Source organism: Bartonella sp. A05 (assembly GCF_026930145.1).
Classification (GTDB): domain Bacteria; phylum Pseudomonadota; class Alphaproteobacteria; order Rhizobiales; family Rhizobiaceae; genus Bartonella.
Map to the genome: position 1 here is coordinate 54568 of NZ_JANHOJ010000002.1, position 23311 is coordinate 77878.

Genomic DNA, 23311 nt, shown 5'->3' on the forward strand with positions numbered 1-23311 from the left:
CCAGCCCCTCCCCCCATATATTCCAAAAGTTTATCTTTTAATTATTGAGCGTTAACATGCATAGAATAACTCTCATCCCGAATTGATCAAAGAACAAACACATATACAAATTTAGAAACGATAGCGTATACCCAAATTACCTTGAAGCGAATGCTCTCTTTTCTGACCTTTAAGATAATGAGCTTCCCCATAAAATGTTAAATTATTACTGATAGAACTATTCAAACCAATCCCTATTTTACCAGCATTACCTGACAAATCAGTGGTAAATTGATGCTGTTTATTAATCGTCGTACGATTTGTATCTATATACTCATGCAACCAAGCAGCCGTAACATAAGTCATTAATGAAGCATCACGCCCTAAATCAAATTCATGCCCAACAGATAATCCGAATTCATTGCGTAAGGAGATAAACGCATCACCATTACCTATCATATCATTTGAGAGTTTTACCTTTTGGCCTTCAACCTGTGACCAAGTTAATTGACCATAAGGCTGTGCCCAAGTGTCGCGATTCATCTGAAAACGATAACCTGCTTCAAATAATGTACCAATTGCCCATTGCTTATAATCGCCTTGGAAACCTAAGCCATTCGTTGAAACAGCTTTAAGATTATTTTGGTAATGATTATATTTCAAAACACCGTCTAAATACCACCCACGATTATCAAAATAAGTCGCATAAGCTCCCATGCTATAAACATCCATATTGCTAACACCACCCCGTTTATGAGCAATGCGTGCTTTATCATAACCACCAAAACCACCAAGATAAAACTCTCCATTGGTTAGTTCACTTAACCGATCAACACCCAACATGATACCAGTCTGGTCAAGCTTGAAATGCGTATGACCTGTAGCAATACGTTCTTGACCCTTGATAGCATAAGTCCATAAAGCAGTATTTTTCCTATTTCTGTCGAGAATTCCTCTTCCAGAACGCAAATTGTGCAGCTCATTATTAAAAACAAGCCCAGGGACTACCGCCATAGACAAAACAGCATCCGTCGAAGGACTCGTGACAAAAGCAGAACCCTTATGATTTGGCTGTTGCACAAGTTCCGCAGCCAAATACCAAATTCTCCCATTTTCATCCGTTCTCTCCTTCAAACCATATACATAAGCTCCACCATCAACAGCATCAATCATTCGTCCGGATAAATCTATGAGAGTAAAATAAGCTGCTTTCCTTTTATCGATAATTAAATTACGCCGTTGTGAAAAAGGATTTTTAATTTCAACACCCGAATCCGCAACACTTATTGTGTGATGACCTGCACCATTATCAATAGAAAGATAATGATCATGATTATCGACCATAGCGGTATTAAATATGAAATTTAAGTTTCCTGAAAGATCTTCGATATGAAGCTGAGAGTCATATGGAATAGAACCAATAGAGGTAAAAATAACGCTACCATCACCACTCAAATTCTTAATCAGAGAACTTTTACCTTCTCCTCTTTCAGTAGCAACAAAGTATAATTTTGCATCTTTCCCATTTAATATGACCTCCTCTAGTGTCGTCTTATGTTGGTTATCTCCAGCATTAAGATACACCTTGCCAAAGCCATTAACGATTGTTTTTCCTTCTAATATTGCACCAGCCTGTATCAATGAACTCGCTTGATCATTAATCATGAGATTGAGCACATATCCACCAGCACTTATTCCTTGAATAGCATTTTCATTTAAAGTAACATTAAAAGCAGTTCCTCCGTTTAAAACATACTGTTTTCCACCACCAGAAATTGTAGTATCTATTACATAACCGCCTCTGTCTGCCGCTTCTTCTTTACCAACAATTTGTATTCCTCTCTCTCTAACTTGCGTATACCAAGCCTCTCCGTCATTATATACGATCTGCTGTCCCACTCTCCCATTTTCACCATCAATCACAGTATTATAAGCCTTGCTGCTTATCCCTTCACCCCAAACAACACCTGCTCCAAAAACGCGTTGCACACCACCGTGAATTTGAACTTTGTCTACCAACCCTCCATTTTCAACTCTTTGCTCTCCACCGACATGAATAACTGTCTCTCTTGAAAAGCCTTGTTCTTCATTGGAAGCTTCAACAATTTCATAACCACCACCCTTAATGACGGTCTCTCGACCCTCACCACCTCCATGGATATGAAGCTCTCCACCGTCCTTCACCGTATTTGCAATGGAATGCCCTACTACAAGATTATTACTGGAAACATAGTTATTACCGGAAACATAAACTCTATCCTTACCACTAATCGTATAATTTTTCAGACTTTCTCCTTTAACAATGATGATCGCACGATCTCTAAAAATTGTAATATTGTCTTCTCCCACACTGTAGCCATCCTCGGAATCAATATTGCCATCAGGCTTATGGACTCTAAGAATTTTCATATTTTCACCCAGAGTCATGCTATCAATAGTCTCTAAAAAACTTGGCGGCTGACGAGTTGTTATAGTGATCTTATTTCCAGATAACATAACCTGTACACATTGCTCTGCTTCCTCCCCTCTATTACATTGATAATGAGATGTTGTTGTATGAGGTATTTTTGTATTTATACCATCGCTTAGAAACTGATATAAATGCCTCATTTTGTTTTCGTCTGCACCTGCATTTGATGCAAAATAATTACCCATTATGAGTGCCAAACAACCTAATTTCCACTTATATTGCATAACCGTATCCTTACTATCTATGTCTGAGAAGACATTAGACGTAAGTAGATTTGCAACATCATATTTCAACCGACACTTGTAATATTTTTTTAACGCATCATTAATCTGCAATCTGTCGAAAACAAAATCTATTCTTCCCACCTTATCATAGCTTTTTTGAGTAAAAAGCAGAGGAGAGTACACCCTATATTATTTCAAAACGTATCTCTTAAATGCTATTCATCAAAGAGAAATGCAGAAAACAATACACAACACCACATACAATTTATTATGAAATAACGCATCTACATTATTCAAGATCAAAGATTTTGCTCTAACCAGTGAGTATTTACCGTACGTAAATAACGTTTCATCTTAAGCTAATCAGAAAACAAAACACATATGCAAACTTAGAAACTATAAGTTTATATCCAAATTACCTTGAAGCGAATGCTCTCTTTTCTGACCTTTAAGATAATTGAGACTCCCCATGAAGTATTAAGTTGTTACTGATAGAACTATTCAAACTAATATCTAATTACTAGCATTGCCTGACAAGTCAGTGATAAATTAATGCTGCTTATTAACTGTCAAACAGTCTGTACTATATGCTTATGCAGACTGAGTCGCTGTGGTGACATAAGCCATTCATGCAACATCGCCACCTAGATAAATTCGTACCCAATAGATTATTCAATTTCACTGCGTAATTTTTTAATTTTAATACCGAAATCGATAACATTTACAAAATTAAATAAACAGCCTGAAACACTTATGATATAATCATTCATACCTATTATTGTTCGAATATACTTTAAATATAATGATACCGACTCGACATTTAGTATGAATTTTTTATAATAATTCAGTATGAAATTTTATAATCATCAAATATTAGTTTTATAATTTAATATTAATAAAGGGAATTCCATTCATGTCTATAGGTGTAAAAGAACAAAGCACAAGCCAAGGAAATTCACCCGGTCGGATTTTATTTGCAAGCGTTATTGGCACAACAATTGAATATTTTGATTTTTATGTTTTTGTAACGGCTGCAGCTCTCATATTTCCTTATGTATTTTTTCCAACCCAAAATGAGCAACTTGCTATTTTGCAATCTTTCCTTGTATTCGGTGCTGCCTTTTTTTCACGCCCTCTTGGATCCGTTATTTTCGGGCATTTTGGTGATAAAATTGGAAGAAAAGCAACACTTATCGCAGCTCTTCTTACGATGGGTATTTCAACAGTTATCATCGGTATCCTTCCCACATATGAAACTGCAGGTTGGATCGCGCCCTTACTTTTAACCATTTGTCGTATTGGTCAAGGAATCGGATTAGGAGGTGAATGGGGGGGAGCTGTTTTGCTCGCAACAGAAAATGCTCCACCAGAAAAACGTGGTTGGTATGCAATGTTTCCACAATTAGGAGTACCATTTGGCCTGTTTTTATCTATTATAGCTTATTTGGGTTTGTCGAGCTGGCTTGATAATGACCAAATTATTGCGTGGGGGTGGCGCGTTCCTTTCATTCTCTCATCTCTTCCTATGATGGTGGGATTATGGGTACGTCTTTCGATCAATGAAACATCTGAGTTTAAGAAAACTATGGATCGTGAAGAGCGTATCAAACTACCTATAGTGCATGTATTCCTTAAATGTTCACGGATCTTATTCCTTGGTACATTTGCAGGCATGGTAACATTTGTTTTGTTTTATTTGGTCACCGCTTATTTATTAAGTTATGCAACAAATCACCTGCAATTATCGTTTACTCAAGCCCTTGAAATAGAAATGGCAGGTGCTGTTTGCTGTGGACTTGGTGTCCTTTTAACTGGAAAACTCGCTGATCGGATTCAACGCAGAACTTTGATGATTTGGATAACGATACTCATCGGTGCTTATTCTTTTGCTATTCCTTATTTCCTGAATTGTGGAATTTTAGGTGTTGTTGCAATGTCTGCCATTGGCTTAGGGCTCATGGGTCTCACCTACGGTCCACTCGGTGCTGTCCTTGCTTCACCATTCCCGACAGAAGTTCGATACACCGGTTCATCTGTAGTCTTTAACTTATCCGGTATCGTAGGTGCATCCATTGCGCCTTATATTGCAGAGTACCTCGTGCAGAATTTTGGTACTGCTTATGTTGGCTATTATCTTCTTCTTTCTGCTTTTATTTCACTGCTTTGCTTCGTTGGATTTACGAATGAAGAAATATCTAACTAAATATCATAAAAAACAATAAAATGAATGCTGGAGGCAAAAATGCCACCAGCTTCATTTTTAAAGGCATAGGTCGAGGAACCTTCCACCACAATATTCCAGAAAAAAATGCACAAAGAAAAAAGAACAAAACATCTGCGACATTACTGATATAAATGACAGGAAATATTTGCGATAGGATATGCGTTGTACCCAACCATGCAACACAAAGAAATGATAACATAACTGCCCATATAAGAAGCAAAATTCGATCAATCATCATCTTTATTCCGTTTAAGTATTTTAATTGCAGACCATATTTTCATAGTTCCCAGAAAAAAAATCACAATAAAAACCCAACGGCCTCCCCCTGATCCTTCCGCAATAAAGAGCCACGGATTAATTATTCCTATAATACTAATAAAAATTAAAATAACAGATATTAAGTGCATCAACCCCGCTTCTCCCAACAGCGATTTTCATTCTGCTGCCAATAAATCAAATTATGATTTTCTGCTTTATATGCTTTCCATTGTGCACGAATGAGATCTAAATGCGCATTATTACGACCATCAAACATAACAACAAGCCGTTGGTACATATTAATATCCGAACAAATTGCTCCCTCTATGAGGAAACGCACTTTCGAATTATTCGGATTTTCCTGACCTGTAGTGAGAAATACAGGTTGCAAATTTGGATATTTATCACATTCAGTTCCATGTCCAATGAATGCTTCATCAGCATAAACCCATAAACGAGCATCTATAGCATTACACTGTTCTTTAGTCAGACATTGAATTGTTACTCGACCAAAGCGAGCCAGCGCACGCTCCACAAGCACTGGCAAAGTATCTTCTAAACTTGACTGCGTCAAATGATAGAAAAGAATATCCACTGTCTTAACCCTCACTTCATAAAAAGCCTACACCCTTTTTGAAAGATTGCTATTTTCCAGATACGTAAAGGAATAACCTAAGCTAGAATGATTTTTCTTCTTACTATCGTATACATCATATCGTATTCAATATGCGTTAAACAATAAAAGAGAAGTACAATTATTTAGGTGAATAAATAAAGTCTACTCTATTTTTCAAAACTTCTCTTCTCACCACATTTGAAAAGACAACATAATAGACGGCTAAATTAATGAACCGTCTTCTATGAATGACTAGAAGAAAATATGCACACACATAAAAATAGTCTTTAGATTTTAAGTATAATCTTAATCTGGCGTATTACAGAGACCTGCTTTAAAATTCAAAACTGAAGGTATCATCATAATTCATACATATTACTGAGCGATACATCATGAAATGTGTTCATTCTATGTTATCGCTCTAATGATTGCAATATTCGCTGAGCATTGAAAATTCCTGCACAAATCGATTTTTTTCACAGTGAGCGGACAAAAATTCCAAACAGCTTTATACTTTATTATTTTTATTGATTCCTTCTGTTATTTATCTTCACTCCATTTTCACTAATGATTGCTATTACAATCATTCTTCCAACAATGAAACAAGATTCCAAATTAGCTATATCAATGACCTAACTTATCTAAAAGTGGCTATTAAACCAATTCTTATTCTGGCTATTCTTGCCTCACGAACATCCTTTTCTATCTCTAAATTTATCACCTCCCCCAACACGCTTTAATATGAGAAAAGTGCTAGCCCCCCCCCATTTCGACCTCATTAGTCTTTTTATTCACAAAAGTAGCTTTCAAAAATAGATAAACGATTTTGCTTACTATATCATTCCGATAGAGATTAGTGTGTTTATTTTTTCATGCTATTGACAAATCGCAAGAGTGATGCCCTAGTAAAACTTACTGATACCATTCAAATGCTTTTCAGAAAAAACTTCATCAACGTAAACACTAATTCTAGCCTTAAAACAATACATTCAGACTATGTTGTAATTCATGATAGTTGTTTTCATACTATCTCTTGGACATTTTGATAACAAAATCGGTAGAATCTACTGCAGAGAATGAAAAATATCACAAAAATGGCCAAACATTGAGGTGTCGATGCGATATGCATATATCCAAGACCAACCCAAATTTATGAATGTACACAAGATTGCCAAGAAATTTATTTTCAAACTGATCTTAATTTTTTTTGGCTATTGGTCTAAAATAAAAATGCTCGTTATGATTCCACATCTAGCACATTCGTAAAACGAGCGATAAACACAGATAAATATTTCAGCATAATATTTGGCTATCAACACCAGGAAAAATACACCTTTGCAGAACTTTAATTTTTCTCTATCCTTGCGTAAAGTCACAGATATTGGAAAAAATAAAATCAGATTTATAAAAAAGGATTCTTCAACTTGTCATTGTTTTCATGTAGAAAGACGTATATTTTAATATCAATGACAGTTGGTTAAAACAATACAAAGGCTGGTTAACATGAACAAATTTAAAAATGGTACTTGTGCCTTATTTTTTATCGCAGCTTTGAGCATAAGTAATCTCTCTTTAAACACATTTGTTATACAGTCTGTATCTGCTCAGACGGCAATTGCCGTTACGGTCAATGGAAATCCTATCACAAATTATGATATTCAAAGACGTGTTGCTTTTCTCAAATTACAACAAAAAGGTGGAAACCTTGTTGATAAAGCCAAAAATGAGCTTATTGAGGAAATGCTTAAAAACATTGAAATAAAGCGCCGTAATGTTGATGTCGATGATAATGACATTGAGAATGCTTTTGGGAATTTTGCAGAACAAAATAATATAACTGTGGAACAATTCAAAGAAATTCTGATCCAATCCGATATCACCGTGGAGCATTTTAGAGAATATATCCGCGGACAAATAGGATGGGGACGTCTTGTTCACGCCCGTTATCAAGCTGAAAATGGTCATCTTACCGAACAAGAAACCGCACACAGAATATTACAAAATGGCGGCGTAAAACCTTCAACAAACGAGTATACAATACAACAAGTTATTTTTGTTGTTCCTGCACATCGTCGTTCAGAAATTACACAAAAACGTATACAAGAAGCAAATAATTTCCGTACACATTTTCAGGGATGTAATAACATTACAAGCCAAACAAAAGGCATATTAGATGTTACTGTCCGCAATTTAGGAAAATTTTTAGAACCACAACTTCCTAAGCAGTGGGCACAAGCCATCCTTGAAACACCTGTTGGAAAAATGACTAAACTACAGCAAACACCACTTGGGATTGAGACTCTTGCTGTCTGTCAAATAAAAAGAGTTTCTGATGATCGCGTTGCCCAGCTTATATTTTCTATTGAAGATAGTAAAAAACTTAATCCCCAAAAGCTTGAAGCTCTAAGCGAAAAATATTTGAAAGAATTGCGAAAAACAGCGCATATTCAAAAATCATAATGTCTTCGCTCGTTGTTAGCAGTGGTGATCCAGCTGGTATTGGCCCTGAAGTCGCTATAAAAGCGTGGAGTATGCGTAACATACGTCATATTCCGCATTTTGTTCTTTTGGCCGATCCTGAAGTTATCCGTTCAAGAGCTCGTTTTTTGCAGCTAAAAGTTGATATAGAAATTGTTTTTAGAGAAAATCTTGTAAAAAATTTTCAAACTGCTCTTCCTGTCATGCCATTAAAAAACCGGCAAAGCGACCAATTGGGATTACCTTCATTCAAAAATGCTGCTGGAATCATTGAAGCAATCGAACACAGTGTTCAATTGCTTCAAAGTGGTCGTGCGCGTGCACTCATTACTTGTCCTATTGCAAAAAAAAGCCTTTATGATGCTGGATTTAAATTTCCAGGACATACCGAATTTCTTGCCCATCTTGCTCATAAGCTTTTCAATAAACAATATCATCCAGTTATGATGTTATATGGACCTCAATTAAAAACAGTGCCAATTACTGTTCATATCCCACTCAATGAAGTTCCTTCATACCTCTCCCGTGACTTAATCATCCAAACTGCATTAATTGTTGAACATGATTTAAAAACACGATTTTCTATAACTTCACCCCGTTTAGCTGTAGCTGGTCTTAATCCTCATGCTGGAGAAGAAGGGGAAATGGGAAAAGAAGATATTGAAATTATTGCTCCTGCCATTGAATATCTCAAAAACAAAGGACTAAATATTGTAGGTCCCCTATCTTCTGATACAATGTTCCATGAACAAGCAAGGAAAGCATATGATGTTGCTCTTTGTATGTATCACGATCAAGCCCTTATTCCTGTTAAAACATTGGATTTTGATACTACTGTCAATATCACCTTAGGACTTCCTTTTATCCGAACATCTCCAGATCATGGAACTGCTTTTGATATTGCTCATAAAGGAATAGCATCTCCTGAAAGCTTTATTGCCGCTCTTCAACTTGCAAATCAACTTGCAAAAAAATAATCTGATAACATGCCAATAGATAATCTGCCTCCTCTCCGTGAAATCATTGATACATATGGACTGCAAGCTAATAAAGCTCTAGGTCAGAATTTTCTTTTTGATCTCAATTTAACCTCTAAAATAGCCCATCAAGCAGGAAATCTAGAGAACAAACCTGTTATCGAAGTTGGTCCAGGTCCTGGTGGACTAACTCGCGCCTTACTCGCACAAGGTGCCATCGTTACAGCAATAGAATGTGATGAGCGCTGTCTGCCCGCATTATTAAATATAAAAAAGTACTATCCGCAAAATTTAGAAATTATTTGTAATGATGCTTTGCAGCAAGATTTTGCAAAGATCTTTGAAACATATCCAGAAAAACCACGTATTATTGCAAACCTTCCATATAACATTGGAACACAGCTCTTATTAAACTGGCTTTTGACAGAACAATGGCCTCCCTTCTACGAATCAATGACACTAATGTTTCAACGCGAAGTTGCTAAACGCATTACTGCCGTTCCCCAGTCCCCTCACTATAGCCGCCTTAGTGTATTAGCCGGCTGGCGTACTATAGCTAAAATATCTTTTGATATCTCCCCGCAAGCTTTCACTCCAGCACCGAAAGTAACGTCTTCTGTTGTTCATATCATTCCACGCCTGCAGCCCCTTACCTGCTCAACACAAAAATTAAGCTTAGTAACAAAAGCTGCTTTTGGACAAAGGCGAAAAATGCTGCGTCAAAGTCTTAAGACTATTGGAGGTGAAAAACTCTTAGAAAAAGCCGGAATTGATGGAACACGTCGTGCTGAAACACTTTCAATTCCCGAATTTGTAGCTTTAGCCAATTTGGTTTGTGTTTAAAACCTAGACTCTACTCATTTGAAGATTCTTATAAACAAGAAGTCCCCTCATCAATCTTTTCAGTAATAAGGCCACCAATGAAAGACTCAAGAAAGTGACAACGCTCACGTTTCATTGTTTCTGCTAAATAAATTGATTGAATATATAACAAAGACTGATTTAAATCCTCATTAATTATAATATAATCGTAAGAACGCCAATGCTGCATCTCTATTCGTGCATTATTCAATCGCAAATTGATGATATTTTGACTATCTTCTGCACGACGATGCAAACGAGAAACAAGCTCTTTCATTGATGGAGGCAAAATAAAGACAGATACAGTATCCCCTGGCATTTTTTTTTGCAGTTGTTCAGTACCTTGATAATCAATATCAAATAACATATCTCGCCCAGCAATCAATGCATTTTCGACACTCTTACGTAAAGTTCCATAATAATTTCCGTGAACTTCTGCCCATTCAATAAACTCATCTCTATCGCGCCTATGTTCAAACTCGTTTTTTGAGATGAAGTGATAATGAAGACCATCGACTTCACTGGGACGTCTTTGTCGTGTTGTCATACTAATAGACAACTCTAATTTTCCATCTTGCATGAAGGCTCTAGAAAGAGTTGTTTTACCAGCACCTGAAGGAGAAGAAAGAATAAATAGAAAACCACGACGTCGATCAATGTTAGGAACACTTAATTCACTATCAAGTAATGTCATAATATCACTCTATTTTTTCTAAAAGTCTTTTCTAAAACTTCAGCAATGGACGTTTCAAATTCTAAAAAGATTTAACGTGTCCGCTCTAACGCGTGCCACTTGCGGACATTTGCATTATGTTCATCTAAAGTTTTAGAGAAAACATGCCCACCCGAACCATCAGCGACAAAATAAAGGTCATCACTTTTAGGTGCATTTGCTACTGCTTTTAAAGAATCACGACCTGGATTTGCAATAGCTGTTGGTGGTAATCCATCAATTTTATAGGTATTGTATGGTGTTTCCTTTTCAAGATCTGAACGATAAATCGCACGATCTGAAGGCTTACCTTTTCCACCAAAGATACCATAAATAACCGTTGGATCGGATTGGAGCCGCATGCGTTTAGCAAGACGATTATGAAATACGGCCGCTACTTGTGGCCTCTCCGCTGCAATTCCCGTTTCTTTTTCAACAATTGATGCCAATATCACCAATTCATCAATGGATTTAATAGATAAATCAGGTGAACGAGTAGACCAAATTTCATGAATTAACTTTGTTTGTCCTTCACGTAGTCTTTGTATAATTTCTGCACGTGTTGTACCGCGAACGAAGTGCACAGTATCGGTCATTAAACTGCCTTCTGGAGGCAAAAATTCTGGAAGATCACCAATCAATATTTCATTAGCAGCTAATCGATCAAAAACCTGTTGAACTGTCAAACCTTCTGGCACTGTAAATGTATATTCAATAGATTTCCCTTTTACAAGAATATCCATAATATCCTGCATAGAAGCATAAGCTGGAATTAAATATTCACCTGCCTTCAGACTTTTTGTTTTCTGATAGAAACCAACTCCATATACAAAAATATCTGATGATCGAATAAGTCCTCGTTTTTCAAGCAATAAGGAAATTTCGCGAATACCCATTCCAGGAGAAATAAAAACGACTTGCTCTTTCTCAGCCCTTCCTTTTCCTTCAAAAATATTTTTACCAATATAAAGAGGAATGCTCACAGCCAAAAGAGAAATCATAATCAGCATCAGAAATAAATTACCAAAAATGACCCATAGACTGCGCACAGTATGTGATTTCTTCTGCTTCTCGTGTGCTAACATATCACGCTCGTTTGTCGAATGCTTCAATGAAGAATCACCTACACTTTGTGATAGTCTTTCATTTTTTACATCGGACATAACCATCAACCTTTATATACTACACTATAGTCTCTCGTTGAAATTATAATAAAGAAGAAGCTAAAGAAACGGCAAGAATAAATAACAATTCCTATTCTCCAAAACGCCGCATTATCAAAGTTGCATTTGTTCCACCAAAACCAAATGAATTAGAAAGAACCGTATTAATTTTTCTTTCGCGCGGTTTATGTGGCACAAGATCAATTTTTGTTTCAATCGATGGATTGTCAAGATTGATCGTCGCCGGAGCTATATTATCCCGTATTGCCAAGATGCAAAAAATAGCCTCAGCTGCACCAGCAGCACCAAGTAAATGCCCAATCGACGATTTTGTGGATGACATTAATACTTTTGAGACATGATTACCCAAAACACGTTCAACAGCGGCCAATTCTATAACATCGGCCATCGTTGATGTCCCGTGGGCATTAATATAATCAATATCACACACATTTATTTGTGCACGATTAAGAGCAGCTATCATACTGCGCTGCGCCCCCTCACCATTTTCTGCAGGAGCTGTAATATGATAAGCATCTCCAGACAAACCATAGCCTATCACCTCAGCGTAGATACGAGCGCCTCGCTTTCTTGCGTGCTCAAGCTCTTCTAAAATAACGACCGCGGCTCCTTCACCCATAACAAAACCATCACGATCCTTATCATAAGGGCGTGATGCATGCTCAGGATCAGCGTTACGGCATGTAGAAAGAGCTTTACAAGCAGCAAAACCAGCAAGAGATATTCGATTAACGGGCGATTCTGTACCACCTGCTACCATCACATCTGCATCACCCAACGCAATTAAACGAGCTGCGTCACCAATCGCATGCGCCCCTGTCGAACAAGCCGTTACAACTGAATGATTAGGACCTCGCAAGCCATGCTTGATTGCAACATAACCAGAAGCAAGATTAATCAAACGCCCCGGAATAAAAAAGGGAGAAATTCGCCGCGCCCCTTTATCACGCAGAGTATAACCTGCCTCAACAATACCTTCAACACCACCAATACCTGAACCAATCATCACACCTGTGTGAATCTGATCTTCATCACGTTCGGGATGCCATTCAGCATCTGCGAGTGCTTGATCGGCAGCAGCCATTGCATACACAATAAATGGATCAACCTTACGCTGCTCTTTAGTCTCCATATGCAAATCAGCGTTATATGTGCCATTTTTCCCATCTCCCACAGGAATACGCGCAGCAATCTGGCATGACAAATCATCCACATCAAATTCAGTGATGCGCCGAACACCGCTTTTCCCTTCAAGAAGTCGCTTCCAACTATATTCGACATCACCAGCCAAAGGAGATACCAATCCTAAACCAGTAACAACAACACGCCTCATATTTTTAACCTTGAATCGACCATTACTCCCCCCTAAAAGCTATATTTACAAATAGCTCCAAGCAAAGAATCAAGACAAAAGCACTCTATGCTTTTGCCCTTCAATAAAATTATGCAGAAGCTTTATCGATAAACTTTACAGCATCACCGACTGTGAAGATCGTTTCGGCAGCCTCATCTGGGATTTCTACACCAAACTCTTCTTCAAAAGCCATAACGAGCTCAACCGTATCAAGGCTATCTGCTCCTAGATCATCAATAAAGCTTGCACTTTCCACTACTTTACTCGCATCAACCCCAAGATGCTCTACGATAATCTTTTTAACACGCTCTTCTGTATCACTCATGTTGAAATCCTTATGAAATCCTTAAATTTATATTGTTCGACTAGACTTGGTTAGCGATATTGATTCACCAAATCAAGCGATAGCTGCATTGCCCTAGAATTTTAACGATAACTTAGAACATTCTGTAGACATCCCCTAAAAATGCGCTAATTTAACACCTCGATATAATCTAAGCAATTACCACATAAAGAAATGAACACATTATTTCATTTCATTCAGCCCTATCTAAAATAATAAAGCTCATAAATCAATGTAGAATAAAGTAAATATTCAAATCATTACCATACCGCCATTAATATGCATCGTCTGACCAGTAACATACGCAGCCTCATCACTTGCTAAATAAACGGCTGCAGCAGCGACTTCCTGACCAATTCCCATACGCTTCATTGGAATTGCAGTCATGATTGCTTCTTTTTGCTTTTCATTGAGTTTATCAGTCATTGCAGATTTAATAAACCCCGGAGCAATACAGTTAACCGTAACATTTCGTAAGGCGATTTCTTGCGCCAAAGATTTAGAAAAACCTATTAAACCAGCCTTTGCAGCACAATAATTCGTCTGCCCAGGATTACCAACGACTCCAACAACCGATGCTACGTTAATAATACGCCCGTAGCGACGCCGCATCATAGCATGTGTTAATTCGCGCGTCAGAATAAAAGCAGCTGTCAAATTGACAGCTAATACATTATCCCAATCTTGATCCTGCATACGAACCAAAAGGCCATCTCGCGTGATGCCGGCATTGTTGACAAGAATATCAACACCACCCATCTCCTTTTCTGCCGTTGCAGCCAATTGCTTAATAGCTTCACGCTCAGATAAATTAGCAGGGAAGATAAAAACATTGTGACCGAGATCGGCAGCAACTTTTTTGAGCTTTTCTTCACGTGTCCCATGAAGCCCAACTATTGCTCCTTGCGCATGTAAAGAACGGGCGATTGCCTCACCAATGTCTCCAGACGTTCCCGTCACAAGAGCTTTACGACCTGTCAAATTAAACATTTTTATTGACTCCCTAAAATTAAACACCAAGCACCCTTAGAGCTCTTTCAATTTCCTCAGCCGAACCAATCGTTAACCCATCGATATTCTTATTAATACGACGAGCTAAACCTGTAAGAACCTTTCCACAACCAACTTCAAACAGCGTATCAATTCCATTCTTTCCAATCCACTCAATTGTTTCACGCCACCGCACTCGCCCCGTTACTTGATGAACAAGAAGCATCAATATACGTTCCGGATCACTTTCTGGAGCAACAGAAACATTTGCAATAAGTGGAACCACAGGTGCTATTTTGTTAACGGATAAAAGCGCATCCTTCATGACATCAGCAGCATGCTGCATTAAAACCGAATGGAAAGGTGCAGAAACCGGAAGAATAAGCGCACGTTTAGCGCCTTTTGTTGATGCAACTTTTACTGCTTCCTCAACGGCCTCTTTTGCACCTGAAATGACAATTTGTCCACCGCCATTATCATTAGCGATCTGACACACGCCTTTTTCTGAAACAAGTTTACAAATTTCTTCAACAACTTGCTCATCTAAACCAATAAGCGCTGCCATCAAACCTTCACCAACAGCAACAGCCTCCTGCATAGCATTGCCACGAATTCGTAAAAGCCTCGCAGCATCAGCTAGACTGAATGTACCAGCAGCACAAAGTGCTGAATATTCCCCTAACGAATGGCCTGCAACGAATTTTACGCTTGTTTTGACATCAAGCCCCAATTCCTCCATTACACGAATAACCGCTATGGATACGGCCATTAATGCCGGTTGTGCATTTGCTGTTAATGTTAAAACATCTGCTGGCCCTTCAAACATAATATGTGATAATTTTTCACCTAAAGCATCATCAACTTCCTCAAAGACCATACGTGCCGCAACAAATTGTTCTGCAAGCATTTTGCCCATACCAACAACTTGGCTCCCCTGCCCTGGAAAAGTGAATGCTGCTACCATCTGTTGACTCCTAAACTGCGCAGTGACCTATTTTTCATCTCACTCATAAGCTCAAATTCAAAAAAAGCAACTTATTTGGAACGAATATCTGCCTTAAAATTATATTTTAAGGGAGGTATTTGGTATAAAAAAACAGGGAAATACGGTGCAATAAATCGGATAATACCCCAACTTATAAAACTTCCTAAAACGATACCAGCAAAAACATCGAAAGGATAGTGAACACGGGTCAAAACACGTCCCCAACAGATCAAAAATAACAATACCAACGCAAACCTAAAAGCATTTTTGTACCGATAAAAATAAAAACCAAATGTATAAGATGCAATAACCAATGCGTGATTACTAGGAAAAGAAGCTGTTGCTTTATGCATGATCAACGGCGATGTCAGATATGCAATAAACGGGCGTGGGCGAAAATAAATACGAGAAATAAGATAACCTAAAAACAAAGCGATACAAGAACTAACACAAATACTTAACACAACACGCCGATTCATACCCCCCCCGCAAAACCATAACACACAAAGATGCACAGGAATAATATAAATCAAAAACTTTGCACAAAAGATACCAAACCAAACAAAAACCGACCATAACTGATGATTATCGGCAATCATTTCAAAAAGCACTCTATCAATCTGGGTTAAAAAATCCATTCTTATTCTATTATCCCTACAACATCACTCTGCTGCCTTACATAAGCGGCAGAATATAAAAAATTATGACAAGATTCACTAATCATATCTTAAAGTCATATTTTTTGTCATCATCAACTTGCTATTTTTTGAGAGAAGCTGTAAACATCAATTGTTCATTACCTGAATTTTGGCTGGGGGTTGAACGGAGGGCTGGAAAATAACCAGTAGGAGATATAATAATTCCGACCTCCCGTATCTCCGCTCTCGAATGTCTCGAATAAAAACGCGCCCTTTCTTCTTTGGGTTTACCAAAAAGACAAGTCGCAGAGGCTTTGCGCCAAAATTGGTTAAGTTTTAATGAGAAGAAAGGCAAAACAATGGCTCTTTATGAACACATGTTTCTTGCCCGGCAAGATATCGCACCACAGCAAATTGATGAGCTTTTAGAAACGTATAAAGGTGTCATTGAAGCGCACGGTGGAAAAGTTGGGCGTGTTGAAAATTGGGGTCTTCGTCCCCTTGCTTATCGTATCCGCAAAAACCGCAAAGCCTATTATGTGCTAGTTAATATTGATGCACCCGCCGCAGCAATTGCTGAGGTTGAGCGTAGAATGCGCATAAACGAAGACATTTTGCGTTACATGACCATTCGCGTAGAAAAGCATGAAAAAGAGCAATCTGCTATGCTTTCACGCATTAACCGTGATGATTCTCTTGGCAAATCTGAAGAGAGATCTCGCTACCCACGTCGACAATATGAAAATACTGTAGAAGGAGTAGAATGATGACTGAGGTTAATCCAACTCTAGCACGTCGCCCTTTTCATCGTCGTCGCAAAACATGTCCATTTTCAGGTGCAAATGCTCCAAGAATTGATTACAAAGATGTCAAGTTATTACAGCGTTACATTTCAGAACGTGGTAAAATCGTTCCTTCACGTATCACAGCTGTTAGCCAAAAAAAGCAGCGTGAATTGGCTAATGCCATCAAACGTGCTCGTTTTCTTGGTTTACTGCCGTACGTTATGAAATAAGCTTTAAAATACACTAAGTAGTCGGGATACCTTCATCGGCTACTTTTTTGTTTTGATAATATATCGATTGATTACCGTATGTAATTAATTTGTGACGTGCACAAAAATATATAAAATCCAGGTTGGAGCGTTATAATGCTCCTAACTGCAATGAGCAGGACAGCGATAAATGGAAAATATTCGTTTTTATAAAGTAATGACCGGTATCGTGGCTGGTTTGTGTGCTGTCGTTATAGGAATGGCAATCACTAGCATAGCGCATATTGCGCCTTACCTTTCTTTTTTTCTGGGTTGCTTCATTTCACTTCCAATTTTTATCGCTGCATTTGGTTGGGGAACATTATCTAGTTTTGTTGCCTTAATAAGCGCGACCGTTGTTCTTGGTATAGTTCATAATATCTATATCGGTCTTGGCTTTATGTTGCTGTTTTTTCTTCCTGCTCTCTACGCTTCTTGGCTCCTTGGACTTGCGCAACCAGTGCCAGAAAAAAAATCATTGATGTGGTACCCATTATCATCCGTTATTTTTCTGTTAACCAATCTTATTGCCTTCATGTCAACCATCATTGGAGCCTATATCCAAACTGACCCGGCTACGCCTATAATTGCTAAAGAAATCACCGAAAATATAGCACAAACAATACGACAATCACAATCTATAAGAGAAACAGATATTCTTGCATTTAGTGAACTTTTAATGACACACGCAGCAACCTTAACGGCTATTGCACTAACTGTTTACAGTTTGATTTTTCTTATAAGTAATATTTATTTTTCAATGATAACAGCTCGGTATATGAAGTGGTTGAACAGACCTCATGATGATTGGAAGAAAACATTCCGTCTTCCGTTTTCTGGACTTATTATTTTTATTATCGCCTGCTGTGCATCAATGATTGAATTTGGTTCTATTTTTAATTTGGGCGCACGTGTTTTTACGACTGCATATACTGTCATCCTATCAATAAGCGGTCTAGCGTATCTCCATAATATGACAAAAGGAGTAAGCGGCAGGATAATTATATTATCCCTTGTTTATATCGCTCTTTTAACTGTTGTTTTTGCTCCACCTATTTCTTTTATGATGCTTCTGATGGGGATTTGGGCAACTATTCAATATAGTAAACAATCACGCGATGAACTTCGTTAAATTATTTATTCGAAAGGAAAAACTATGGATATTATTTTACTTGAACGCGTCGCTCGTCTCGGTCAAATAGGTGATATTGTCTCTGTTAAAGATGGCCACGCACGTAACTTTCTATTACCTCAAGGTAAAGCTTTACGTGCAAATGAAGCTAATAAAAAACATTTTGAAACACAACGTGCACAACTCGAAGCTCGTAATCTTGATCGTAAGAATGAAGCTCAAAAAATTGCTGAAAAACTTGATAGTAAATCATTTATTATCATCCGTTCAGCTGGTGAAACAGGGCAGCTTTATGGTTCCGTATCAACACGTGATATTGCAGAAACTATAACAATCGATGGCTATTCTATTGAACGAAATCAAGTTGAACTTAATCATCCAATAAAGACCATCGGCATTCATACCATCAATATTAGCCTACACCCTGAAGTGCAAGTTTCTGTGACAATTAACATTGCACGTTCGGCCAATGAAGCGCAACGGCAAGCGGAAGGTGAAAACCTCACATCTATTGAAGCAATATATGGTATTCAGGAAGAACCATTGGCAGAAAATATTGATAACAATGATGAAAACAGTGTCGATGATGAGGTTTAATTAACGTTTATCCAATTGATTTAAATTGTGGTTCTTATTCATTCACCTTTTAAAATGTTAGCATCTCATAAAAATACTCAGTTTAAAAATTGAGTATTTTTATAAAAATATGTTTCTATTTAGAAGATGTTTTATATCATCAAAATTGGAACAAAAAACCGTTTCATATTCCACCCTCAAATTGAGCAAATCTCAATGCCAAGTGAAAATTTTCATGTTCATTATCTTCTAAAATGTCCAAATCATGAAGAAAAATAGCTTTATCATAACTACGAATGAGATTTGAAACTACATTATATCGAAGTACTTAAAGGGTATGCATTACGATTTTTAGAACATTTGAAACAATAAAATTCTTTCTAACATGGTGTTTTCTGTATGAAAAAATCCCATCTTACGATATCTTAAAATTACTTTTTTCTGATATAGAAACCACTATTGCTCAAATTCACATAATGCATGTACAAGATATCATTTCTTTCTAAATAATTTGTTTGAACATTTTAAATTTATTAAATCATAAAATATAAAGAAATGTGATACATAAATGATGAATGAGTAATCAGAAGTATGTACCTTTAAAAATTACAATTGTGATTTATAAAATAGAGAAGAAATTTGTTATACTATCCTTTTAATGTACAGCACTCAATTCGTTGTCCAAGATACCAAAACGCAAAATTTCAATGAAAAAGACTGTTATGGAAAAAACGGACATCCTTAATTTTAATCTTTCTCAAAAAGAAGAAACTTCTTCTTTTCGACAACTACCGTATAATATTGAAGCTGAACAAGCATTGCTTGGTGCTATTTTTATTAATAACGATGCACTTGATCGCGTTTCAGATTTTTTAAAACCAGAACACTTTTTTGAAACATTACATCAACAAATCTTCGATGTTGTATCACAAACTATCAAAAAAGGAAAACTTGCAAATCCCGTTACCATCAAGCCCTTTATTCCAGCTGACGAAAAAATAATCGGAGATATCACTGTATTTCATTATGTTGTTCGTTTAGCTAAAGAAGCGGTTACTGTCATTAATTCTGAAGATTATGGCCGAGTGATCTATGATCTTTTTATTCGACGATCCTTGATTGATCTTGGAACTCAAGTTGTTAATACAGCCTTTGATGCCCCTATTGAACTAACACCAGCTCAACAAATTGAAACGATCGAACGTAATTTGTTTGGATTGGCAGAAAAGGGAAAATATGGCGGCGGTTTTGAAAGTTTTGAGGAAGCTGTTAAAAAAGCCATCGATATGGCAGGAGCGGCCAAAAAACGATCTTCACGATTATCAGGTATAGCAACACACATTAAAACGCTTGATGAAAAAATGGGAGGTTTACAACCATCTGACTTGATTATCCTTGCTGGGCGCCCTGGTATGGGAAAAACCTCACTGGCTACCAATATCGCTTTTAATATTGCTAATGCTTATAGGCGTATTGCCAAAACAGAAGATTCGTCGCAAGAAAATGAAGGAGGCATTGTTGGATTCTTCTCTCTTGAAATGTCGTCAGAGCAGCTTGCAACACGTATTATTTCTGAACAAACAGAGGTCTCTTCTTCTGAAATTCGACGTGGGAATATTTCAGAAGAGCAATTTGCAAAATTATTGCGCTCAATGAAACAGCTACAGGAAGCGCCACTTTATATCGACCAAACGGGTGGTATATCAATTACTCAATTAGCTGCACGCGCACGCCGTTTAAAACGGCAACATGGTTTGGATGTCTTGATTATTGATTATATACAATTAATGACAAGCAATTCAAAGCGTTCATCTGAAAATCGTGTTCAAGAAATCACCGAAATTACTACGGGACTAAAAGCTTTAGCGAAAGAGCTGAATGTTCCCATTATTGCTCTTTCACAGCTTTCGCGTCAAGTTGAAAGCCGAACAGATAAACGTCCACAGCTATCAGACTTACGCGAATCAGGTTCAATTGAGCAGGATGCTGACGTCGTTCTTTTTGTATATCGTGAAGAATATTACCTCAAAAACGAAGAACCCAAAATAGGAAGCGCTGAACATCTCAAATGGCAAGCCACAATGGATGAAGTTTTTGGGAAGGCTGATATTATTATCGCCAAACAACGCCATGGACCAACAGGAACAGTTCGTCTTTGCTTTCAATCAGAATTTACACGTTTTAGTGATCTGGCAGAAAATGATTATCTTCCAGAGCAATTTGGTTAAACGACTATGGCACGCAATCGTATTCAATTTATCTGCCAAAGTTGTAGTACAACCCATTCACGTTGGGCGGGTAAATGTAATTCATGCGGAGAATGGAACTCTCTGATCGAAGAAGGTACAAATAGCGGTATCGGCAGCGGCCCGATGCAAAGCACACGTAAGGGGCGTGTGATTCCATTGACTTCTCTTTCTGGAAATAGTGAAGATGCCCCGCGCATTTATTCTGGCATTTCTGAACTTGATCGTGTTACTGGCGGTGGCTTTGTTCGTGGATCTGCACTACTTGTTGGTGGCGATCCGGGAATTGGGAAATCAACACTCCTTACACAAACAGCAGCCGCCTTATCGCGAAAAGGACATCGTGTTATCTATGTTTCAGGTGAAGAAGCGATTGCACAAATCCGCTTACGTGCACAAAGACTTGGTGCAACGAATACAGAAGTTAAGCTCGCTGCTGAAACCAATGTTGAAGATATTCTTGCAACATTAAATGAACATAAAAAACTTGATATGGTCATTATTGATTCAATTCAAACCCTATGGTCAAATGCAGCTGATTCAGCGCCTGGAACTGTGACGCAAGTGCGCATTGGTGCTCAAGCAATAATTCGCTTTGCAAAAAAAACAGGTGCAGCCGTTGTTCTTGTCGGTCACGTTACAAAAGATGGACAAATAGCAGGCCCTCGCGTTGTTGAACATATGGTTGATGGCGTTCTTTATTTTGAAGGCGAAGGCGGTCATCATTATCGGATCCTAAGAACTGTGAAAAATCGCTTCGGACCGACCGATGAAATTGGCGTTTTTGAAATGTCTGATAAAGGATTACGAGAGGTTGCGAACCCATCTGAACTCTTTTTAGGTGAACGTAATGAAAAAGCCCCGGGAACTGCTGTATTTGCAGGAATGGAAGGGACACGTCCTATATTAGTAGAAATTCAAGCACTTGTTGCCCCCTCTTCACTTGGAACACCACGACGTGCCGTTGTAGGATGGGATGGAAATCGCCTTTCAATGATTCTAGCCGTCTTAGAAGCTCACTGCGGCGTTCGTTTTGGACAACATGATGTCTACCTTAATGTTGCAGGCGGTTACCGAATATCAGAACCCGCGGCTGATTTAGCAGTTGCGGCAGCTTTGGTATCCTCTCTTGCAAACATTCCACTTCCAACGCAGTATGTGTATTTTGGTGAAATCAGCCTTTCAGGAACAATCCGCGCTGTCACCCATTCAGGACAACGCATCAAAGAGGCAGAAAAGCTTGGTTTTCAAGGAGCTATTCAACCCGCAGCAACAACCGAAATGATAAAATCTCAAACATTTCAACAAAAAACATTCTCCGATCTTCCTGAATTGGTTGCGGCTATTGCTTCGAGTCGAAAACAACCTTTACCAAACGCATAATAAGGCAATAAGAACGCTATAAAATGAACAAGAGCTTTGATATAAAAATAGAAACTGACATAACGCGAACAATTCTACACTGATTAAAGCAGAATACAACTTTATACATAAGAAGGAATCAACAAATGAGCATAACGATCCTTGATGGCATTGTCATAGCAATCGTCCTGTTCTCCTCTTTTCTAGCTATGATTCGAGGTTTTTCACGCGAAGTGCTATCGTTGATTTCTTGGGGCATTGCAGCTGTCGCTACCCTGTTTTTATTTAAACATGTCTTGCCATTCATTGAACAATATATCTCCAACAAAATGATTGCATTGATTGCCACATTGATTATAATTTTCATCATTTTTCTTATCATAACTTCTATCATTGCCATGAAAATCGCCGATCTTATCATTGATAGCCGAATCGGCATGGTGGATCGTACAATCGGTTTTATTTTTGGAGCACTTCGCGGCGTATTAATCATGGCTATCAGCATTTTGCTCGTTAACGCACTTGTCGAACCTGAAAAACAATCCGACTGGCTAAAAAATGCAAAAACAAAACCCATGTTAGATTCACTGGGTCAAAAAGTTTGGGAAATATTGCCAAAAGACCTCGATCAAGCCCTCGAAAAAGCAGAAAAATTTCTTTAAAATGACG

General features: G+C 37.8%; 21 protein-coding genes and 1 pseudogene. 11 read left to right on the plus strand and 11 right to left on the minus strand.

What is annotated here, in order from left to right:
* Positions 1-111 precede the first annotated feature (111 nt).
* Complete coding sequence (locus NPX98_RS02620) at positions 112-2589, minus strand: autotransporter outer membrane beta-barrel domain-containing protein (protein ID WP_329957897.1); 2478 nt, start codon at positions 2587-2589, stop codon at positions 112-114.
* A gap of 997 nt (positions 2590-3586) precedes the next feature.
* Between NPX98_RS02620 and NPX98_RS02625 the strand changes: the two genes are divergently transcribed.
* Positions 3587-4876, plus strand: a complete 1290-nt coding sequence (locus tag NPX98_RS02625) for an MFS transporter (protein WP_269022488.1) — start codon at positions 3587-3589, stop codon at positions 4874-4876.
* On the opposite strand, the gene NPX98_RS02630 is transcribed toward NPX98_RS02625, so the two are convergent.
* Genes NPX98_RS02630 through NPX98_RS02640 form a run of 3 tightly spaced genes read right to left on the minus strand, consistent with a single transcriptional unit; the run spans position 4869 to position 5750 of the window.
* On the minus strand, positions 4869-5135 hold the full coding sequence (locus tag NPX98_RS02630) for a hypothetical protein (protein ID WP_269022489.1): 267 nt from the start codon (positions 5133-5135) through the stop codon (positions 4869-4871). The two genes, NPX98_RS02625 and NPX98_RS02630, sit on opposite strands and share 8 nt — an antisense overlap.
* On the minus strand, positions 5125-5304 hold the full coding sequence (locus NPX98_RS02635) for a hypothetical protein (RefSeq protein WP_269022490.1): 180 nt from the start codon (positions 5302-5304) through the stop codon (positions 5125-5127). Before NPX98_RS02635 ends, NPX98_RS02630 begins: the two co-directional genes overlap by 11 nt.
* Positions 5304-5750 carry a DNA polymerase III subunit chi gene (locus tag NPX98_RS02640; protein WP_269022491.1) on the minus strand — a complete coding sequence of 149 codons (447 nt, stop codon included), beginning with the start codon at positions 5748-5750 and terminating at the stop codon, positions 5304-5306. The genes NPX98_RS02635 and NPX98_RS02640 overlap by 1 nt, the downstream gene beginning before the upstream one ends.
* Positions 5751-7274: 1524 nt before the next feature.
* Between NPX98_RS02640 and NPX98_RS02645 the strand changes: the two genes are divergently transcribed.
* From NPX98_RS02645 to rsmA, 3 genes and pseudogenes are all read left to right on the plus strand, one after another.
* Entirely contained in the window at positions 7275-8231 is a 957-nt protein-coding gene (locus NPX98_RS02645) for a SurA N-terminal domain-containing protein (protein ID WP_269022492.1), read from the plus strand.
* Positions 8231-9245, plus strand: a pseudogene (gene pdxA, locus NPX98_RS02650) (4-hydroxythreonine-4-phosphate dehydrogenase PdxA). Before NPX98_RS02645 ends, pdxA begins: the two are co-directional and overlap by 1 nt.
* Positions 9236-10069 carry a 16S rRNA (adenine(1518)-N(6)/adenine(1519)-N(6))-dimethyltransferase RsmA gene (rsmA, locus tag NPX98_RS02655; RefSeq protein WP_269022493.1) on the plus strand — a complete coding sequence of 278 codons (834 nt, stop codon included), beginning with the start codon at positions 9236-9238 and terminating at the stop codon, positions 10067-10069. Before pdxA ends, rsmA begins: the two are co-directional and overlap by 10 nt.
* 28 nt (positions 10070-10097) lie before the next feature.
* Here the strand turns inward: rsmA and gmk are convergent, their stop codons facing one another.
* The 7 genes from gmk to NPX98_RS02690 form a co-directional block, all read right to left on the minus strand.
* Entirely contained in the window at positions 10098-10781 is a 684-nt protein-coding gene (gmk, locus tag NPX98_RS02660; protein WP_269022494.1) for a guanylate kinase, read from the minus strand.
* A 71-nt stretch (positions 10782-10852) separates the two neighbouring features.
* Positions 10853-11962, minus strand: coding sequence for an endolytic transglycosylase MltG (gene mltG, locus NPX98_RS02665; protein ID WP_269022496.1), 1110 nt, complete (start codon positions 11960-11962; stop codon positions 10853-10855).
* A 91-nt stretch (positions 11963-12053) separates the two neighbouring features.
* The gene (fabF, locus tag NPX98_RS02670; protein ID WP_269022497.1) at positions 12054-13316 is read right to left on the minus strand and encodes a beta-ketoacyl-ACP synthase II; all 1263 of its coding nucleotides are present in this window, start codon (positions 13314-13316) and stop codon (positions 12054-12056) included.
* Between the two features lie 109 nt (positions 13317-13425).
* Entirely contained in the window at positions 13426-13662 is a 237-nt protein-coding gene (locus tag NPX98_RS02675) for an acyl carrier protein (protein WP_269022498.1), read from the minus strand.
* A gap of 270 nt (positions 13663-13932) precedes the next feature.
* Positions 13933-14670, minus strand: a complete 738-nt coding sequence (gene fabG, locus NPX98_RS02680; RefSeq protein WP_269022499.1) for a 3-oxoacyl-[acyl-carrier-protein] reductase — start codon at positions 14668-14670, stop codon at positions 13933-13935.
* A gap of 19 nt (positions 14671-14689) precedes the next feature.
* Positions 14690-15634 (minus strand): ACP S-malonyltransferase, encoded by a 945-nt coding sequence (gene fabD, locus NPX98_RS02685; protein ID WP_269022500.1) that lies wholly within the window; start codon positions 15632-15634, stop codon positions 14690-14692.
* 71 nt (positions 15635-15705) lie between these two features.
* Positions 15706-16293: an undecaprenyl-diphosphatase gene (locus NPX98_RS02690; RefSeq protein ID WP_269022501.1), complete on the minus strand. Its 588-nt coding sequence runs from the start codon at positions 16291-16293 to the stop codon at positions 15706-15708.
* Positions 16294-16652: 359 nt separating this feature from the next.
* Here NPX98_RS02690 and rpsF point away from each other — a divergent pair, with 359 nt between their 5' ends.
* From rpsF to NPX98_RS02725, 7 genes are all read left to right on the plus strand, one after another.
* Positions 16653-17060, plus strand: coding sequence for a 30S ribosomal protein S6 (gene rpsF / locus NPX98_RS02695; RefSeq protein ID WP_269022502.1), 408 nt, complete (start codon positions 16653-16655; stop codon positions 17058-17060).
* Positions 17060-17308, plus strand: coding sequence for a 30S ribosomal protein S18 (gene rpsR / locus NPX98_RS02700; protein ID WP_269022705.1), 249 nt, complete (start codon positions 17060-17062; stop codon positions 17306-17308). The genes rpsF and rpsR overlap by 1 nt, the downstream gene beginning before the upstream one ends.
* A 169-nt stretch (positions 17309-17477) precedes the next feature.
* Entirely contained in the window at positions 17478-18458 is a 981-nt protein-coding gene (locus tag NPX98_RS02705; protein WP_269022504.1) for a hypothetical protein, read from the plus strand.
* 24 nt (positions 18459-18482) lie between these two features.
* Positions 18483-19055, plus strand: a complete 573-nt coding sequence (gene rplI, locus NPX98_RS02710) for a 50S ribosomal protein L9 (RefSeq protein ID WP_269022505.1) — start codon at positions 18483-18485, stop codon at positions 19053-19055.
* Between the two features lie 701 nt (positions 19056-19756).
* Positions 19757-21262, plus strand: coding sequence for a replicative DNA helicase (locus tag NPX98_RS02715; protein ID WP_269022706.1), 1506 nt, complete (start codon positions 19757-19759; stop codon positions 21260-21262).
* A 6-nt stretch (positions 21263-21268) separates the two neighbouring features.
* The gene (gene radA / locus NPX98_RS02720; RefSeq protein ID WP_269022506.1) at positions 21269-22663 is read left to right on the plus strand and encodes a DNA repair protein RadA; all 1395 of its coding nucleotides are present in this window, start codon (positions 21269-21271) and stop codon (positions 22661-22663) included.
* Between the two features lie 125 nt (positions 22664-22788).
* Positions 22789-23304 carry a CvpA family protein gene (locus tag NPX98_RS02725; protein ID WP_269022508.1) on the plus strand — a complete coding sequence of 172 codons (516 nt, stop codon included), beginning with the start codon at positions 22789-22791 and terminating at the stop codon, positions 23302-23304.
* Positions 23305-23311: the final 7 nt, after the last annotated feature.

Excerpts from the sequence above, each read along its gene's own strand:
- mltG (WP_269022496.1), bottom strand. The coding sequence starts at position 11,962 with ATGTCCGATGTAAAAAATGAAAGACTATCACAAAGTGTAGGTGATTCT.
- NPX98_RS02630 (WP_269022489.1), bottom strand. The coding sequence starts at position 5,135 with ATGATGATTGATCGAATTTTGCTTCTTATATGGGCAGTTATGTTATCA.
- gmk (WP_269022494.1), bottom strand. The coding sequence starts at position 10,781 with ATGACATTACTTGATAGTGAATTAAGTGTTCCTAACATTGATCGACGT.
- radA (WP_269022506.1), top strand. The coding sequence starts at position 21,269 with ATGGCACGCAATCGTATTCAATTTATCTGCCAAAGTTGTAGTACAACC.
- NPX98_RS02620 (WP_329957897.1), bottom strand. The coding sequence starts at position 2,589 with ATGAGGCATTTATATCAGTTTCTAAGCGATGGTATAAATACAAAAATA.
- NPX98_RS02625 (WP_269022488.1), top strand. The coding sequence starts at position 3,587 with ATGTCTATAGGTGTAAAAGAACAAAGCACAAGCCAAGGAAATTCACCC.
- NPX98_RS02675 (WP_269022498.1), bottom strand. The coding sequence starts at position 13,662 with ATGAGTGATACAGAAGAGCGTGTTAAAAAGATTATCGTAGAGCATCTT.
- rsmA (WP_269022493.1), top strand. The coding sequence starts at position 9,236 with ATGCCAATAGATAATCTGCCTCCTCTCCGTGAAATCATTGATACATAT.
- rpsR (WP_269022705.1), top strand. The coding sequence starts at position 17,060 with ATGACTGAGGTTAATCCAACTCTAGCACGTCGCCCTTTTCATCGTCGT.
- NPX98_RS02645 (WP_269022492.1), top strand. The coding sequence starts at position 7,275 with ATGAACAAATTTAAAAATGGTACTTGTGCCTTATTTTTTATCGCAGCT.
- NPX98_RS02690 (WP_269022501.1), bottom strand. The coding sequence starts at position 16,293 with ATGGATTTTTTAACCCAGATTGATAGAGTGCTTTTTGAAATGATTGCC.
- rpsF (WP_269022502.1), top strand. The coding sequence starts at position 16,653 with ATGGCTCTTTATGAACACATGTTTCTTGCCCGGCAAGATATCGCACCA.
- NPX98_RS02725 (WP_269022508.1), top strand. The coding sequence starts at position 22,789 with ATGAGCATAACGATCCTTGATGGCATTGTCATAGCAATCGTCCTGTTC.
- fabF (WP_269022497.1), bottom strand. The coding sequence starts at position 13,316 with ATGAGGCGTGTTGTTGTTACTGGTTTAGGATTGGTATCTCCTTTGGCT.
- NPX98_RS02715 (WP_269022706.1), top strand. The coding sequence starts at position 19,757 with ATGGAAAAAACGGACATCCTTAATTTTAATCTTTCTCAAAAAGAAGAA.
- fabD (WP_269022500.1), bottom strand. The coding sequence starts at position 15,634 with ATGGTAGCAGCATTCACTTTTCCAGGGCAGGGGAGCCAAGTTGTTGGT.
- NPX98_RS02705 (WP_269022504.1), top strand. The coding sequence starts at position 17,478 with ATGGAAAATATTCGTTTTTATAAAGTAATGACCGGTATCGTGGCTGGT.
- rplI (WP_269022505.1), top strand. The coding sequence starts at position 18,483 with ATGGATATTATTTTACTTGAACGCGTCGCTCGTCTCGGTCAAATAGGT.
- NPX98_RS02635 (WP_269022490.1), bottom strand. The coding sequence starts at position 5,304 with ATGCACTTAATATCTGTTATTTTAATTTTTATTAGTATTATAGGAATA.
- fabG (WP_269022499.1), bottom strand. The coding sequence starts at position 14,670 with ATGTTTAATTTGACAGGTCGTAAAGCTCTTGTGACGGGAACGTCTGGA.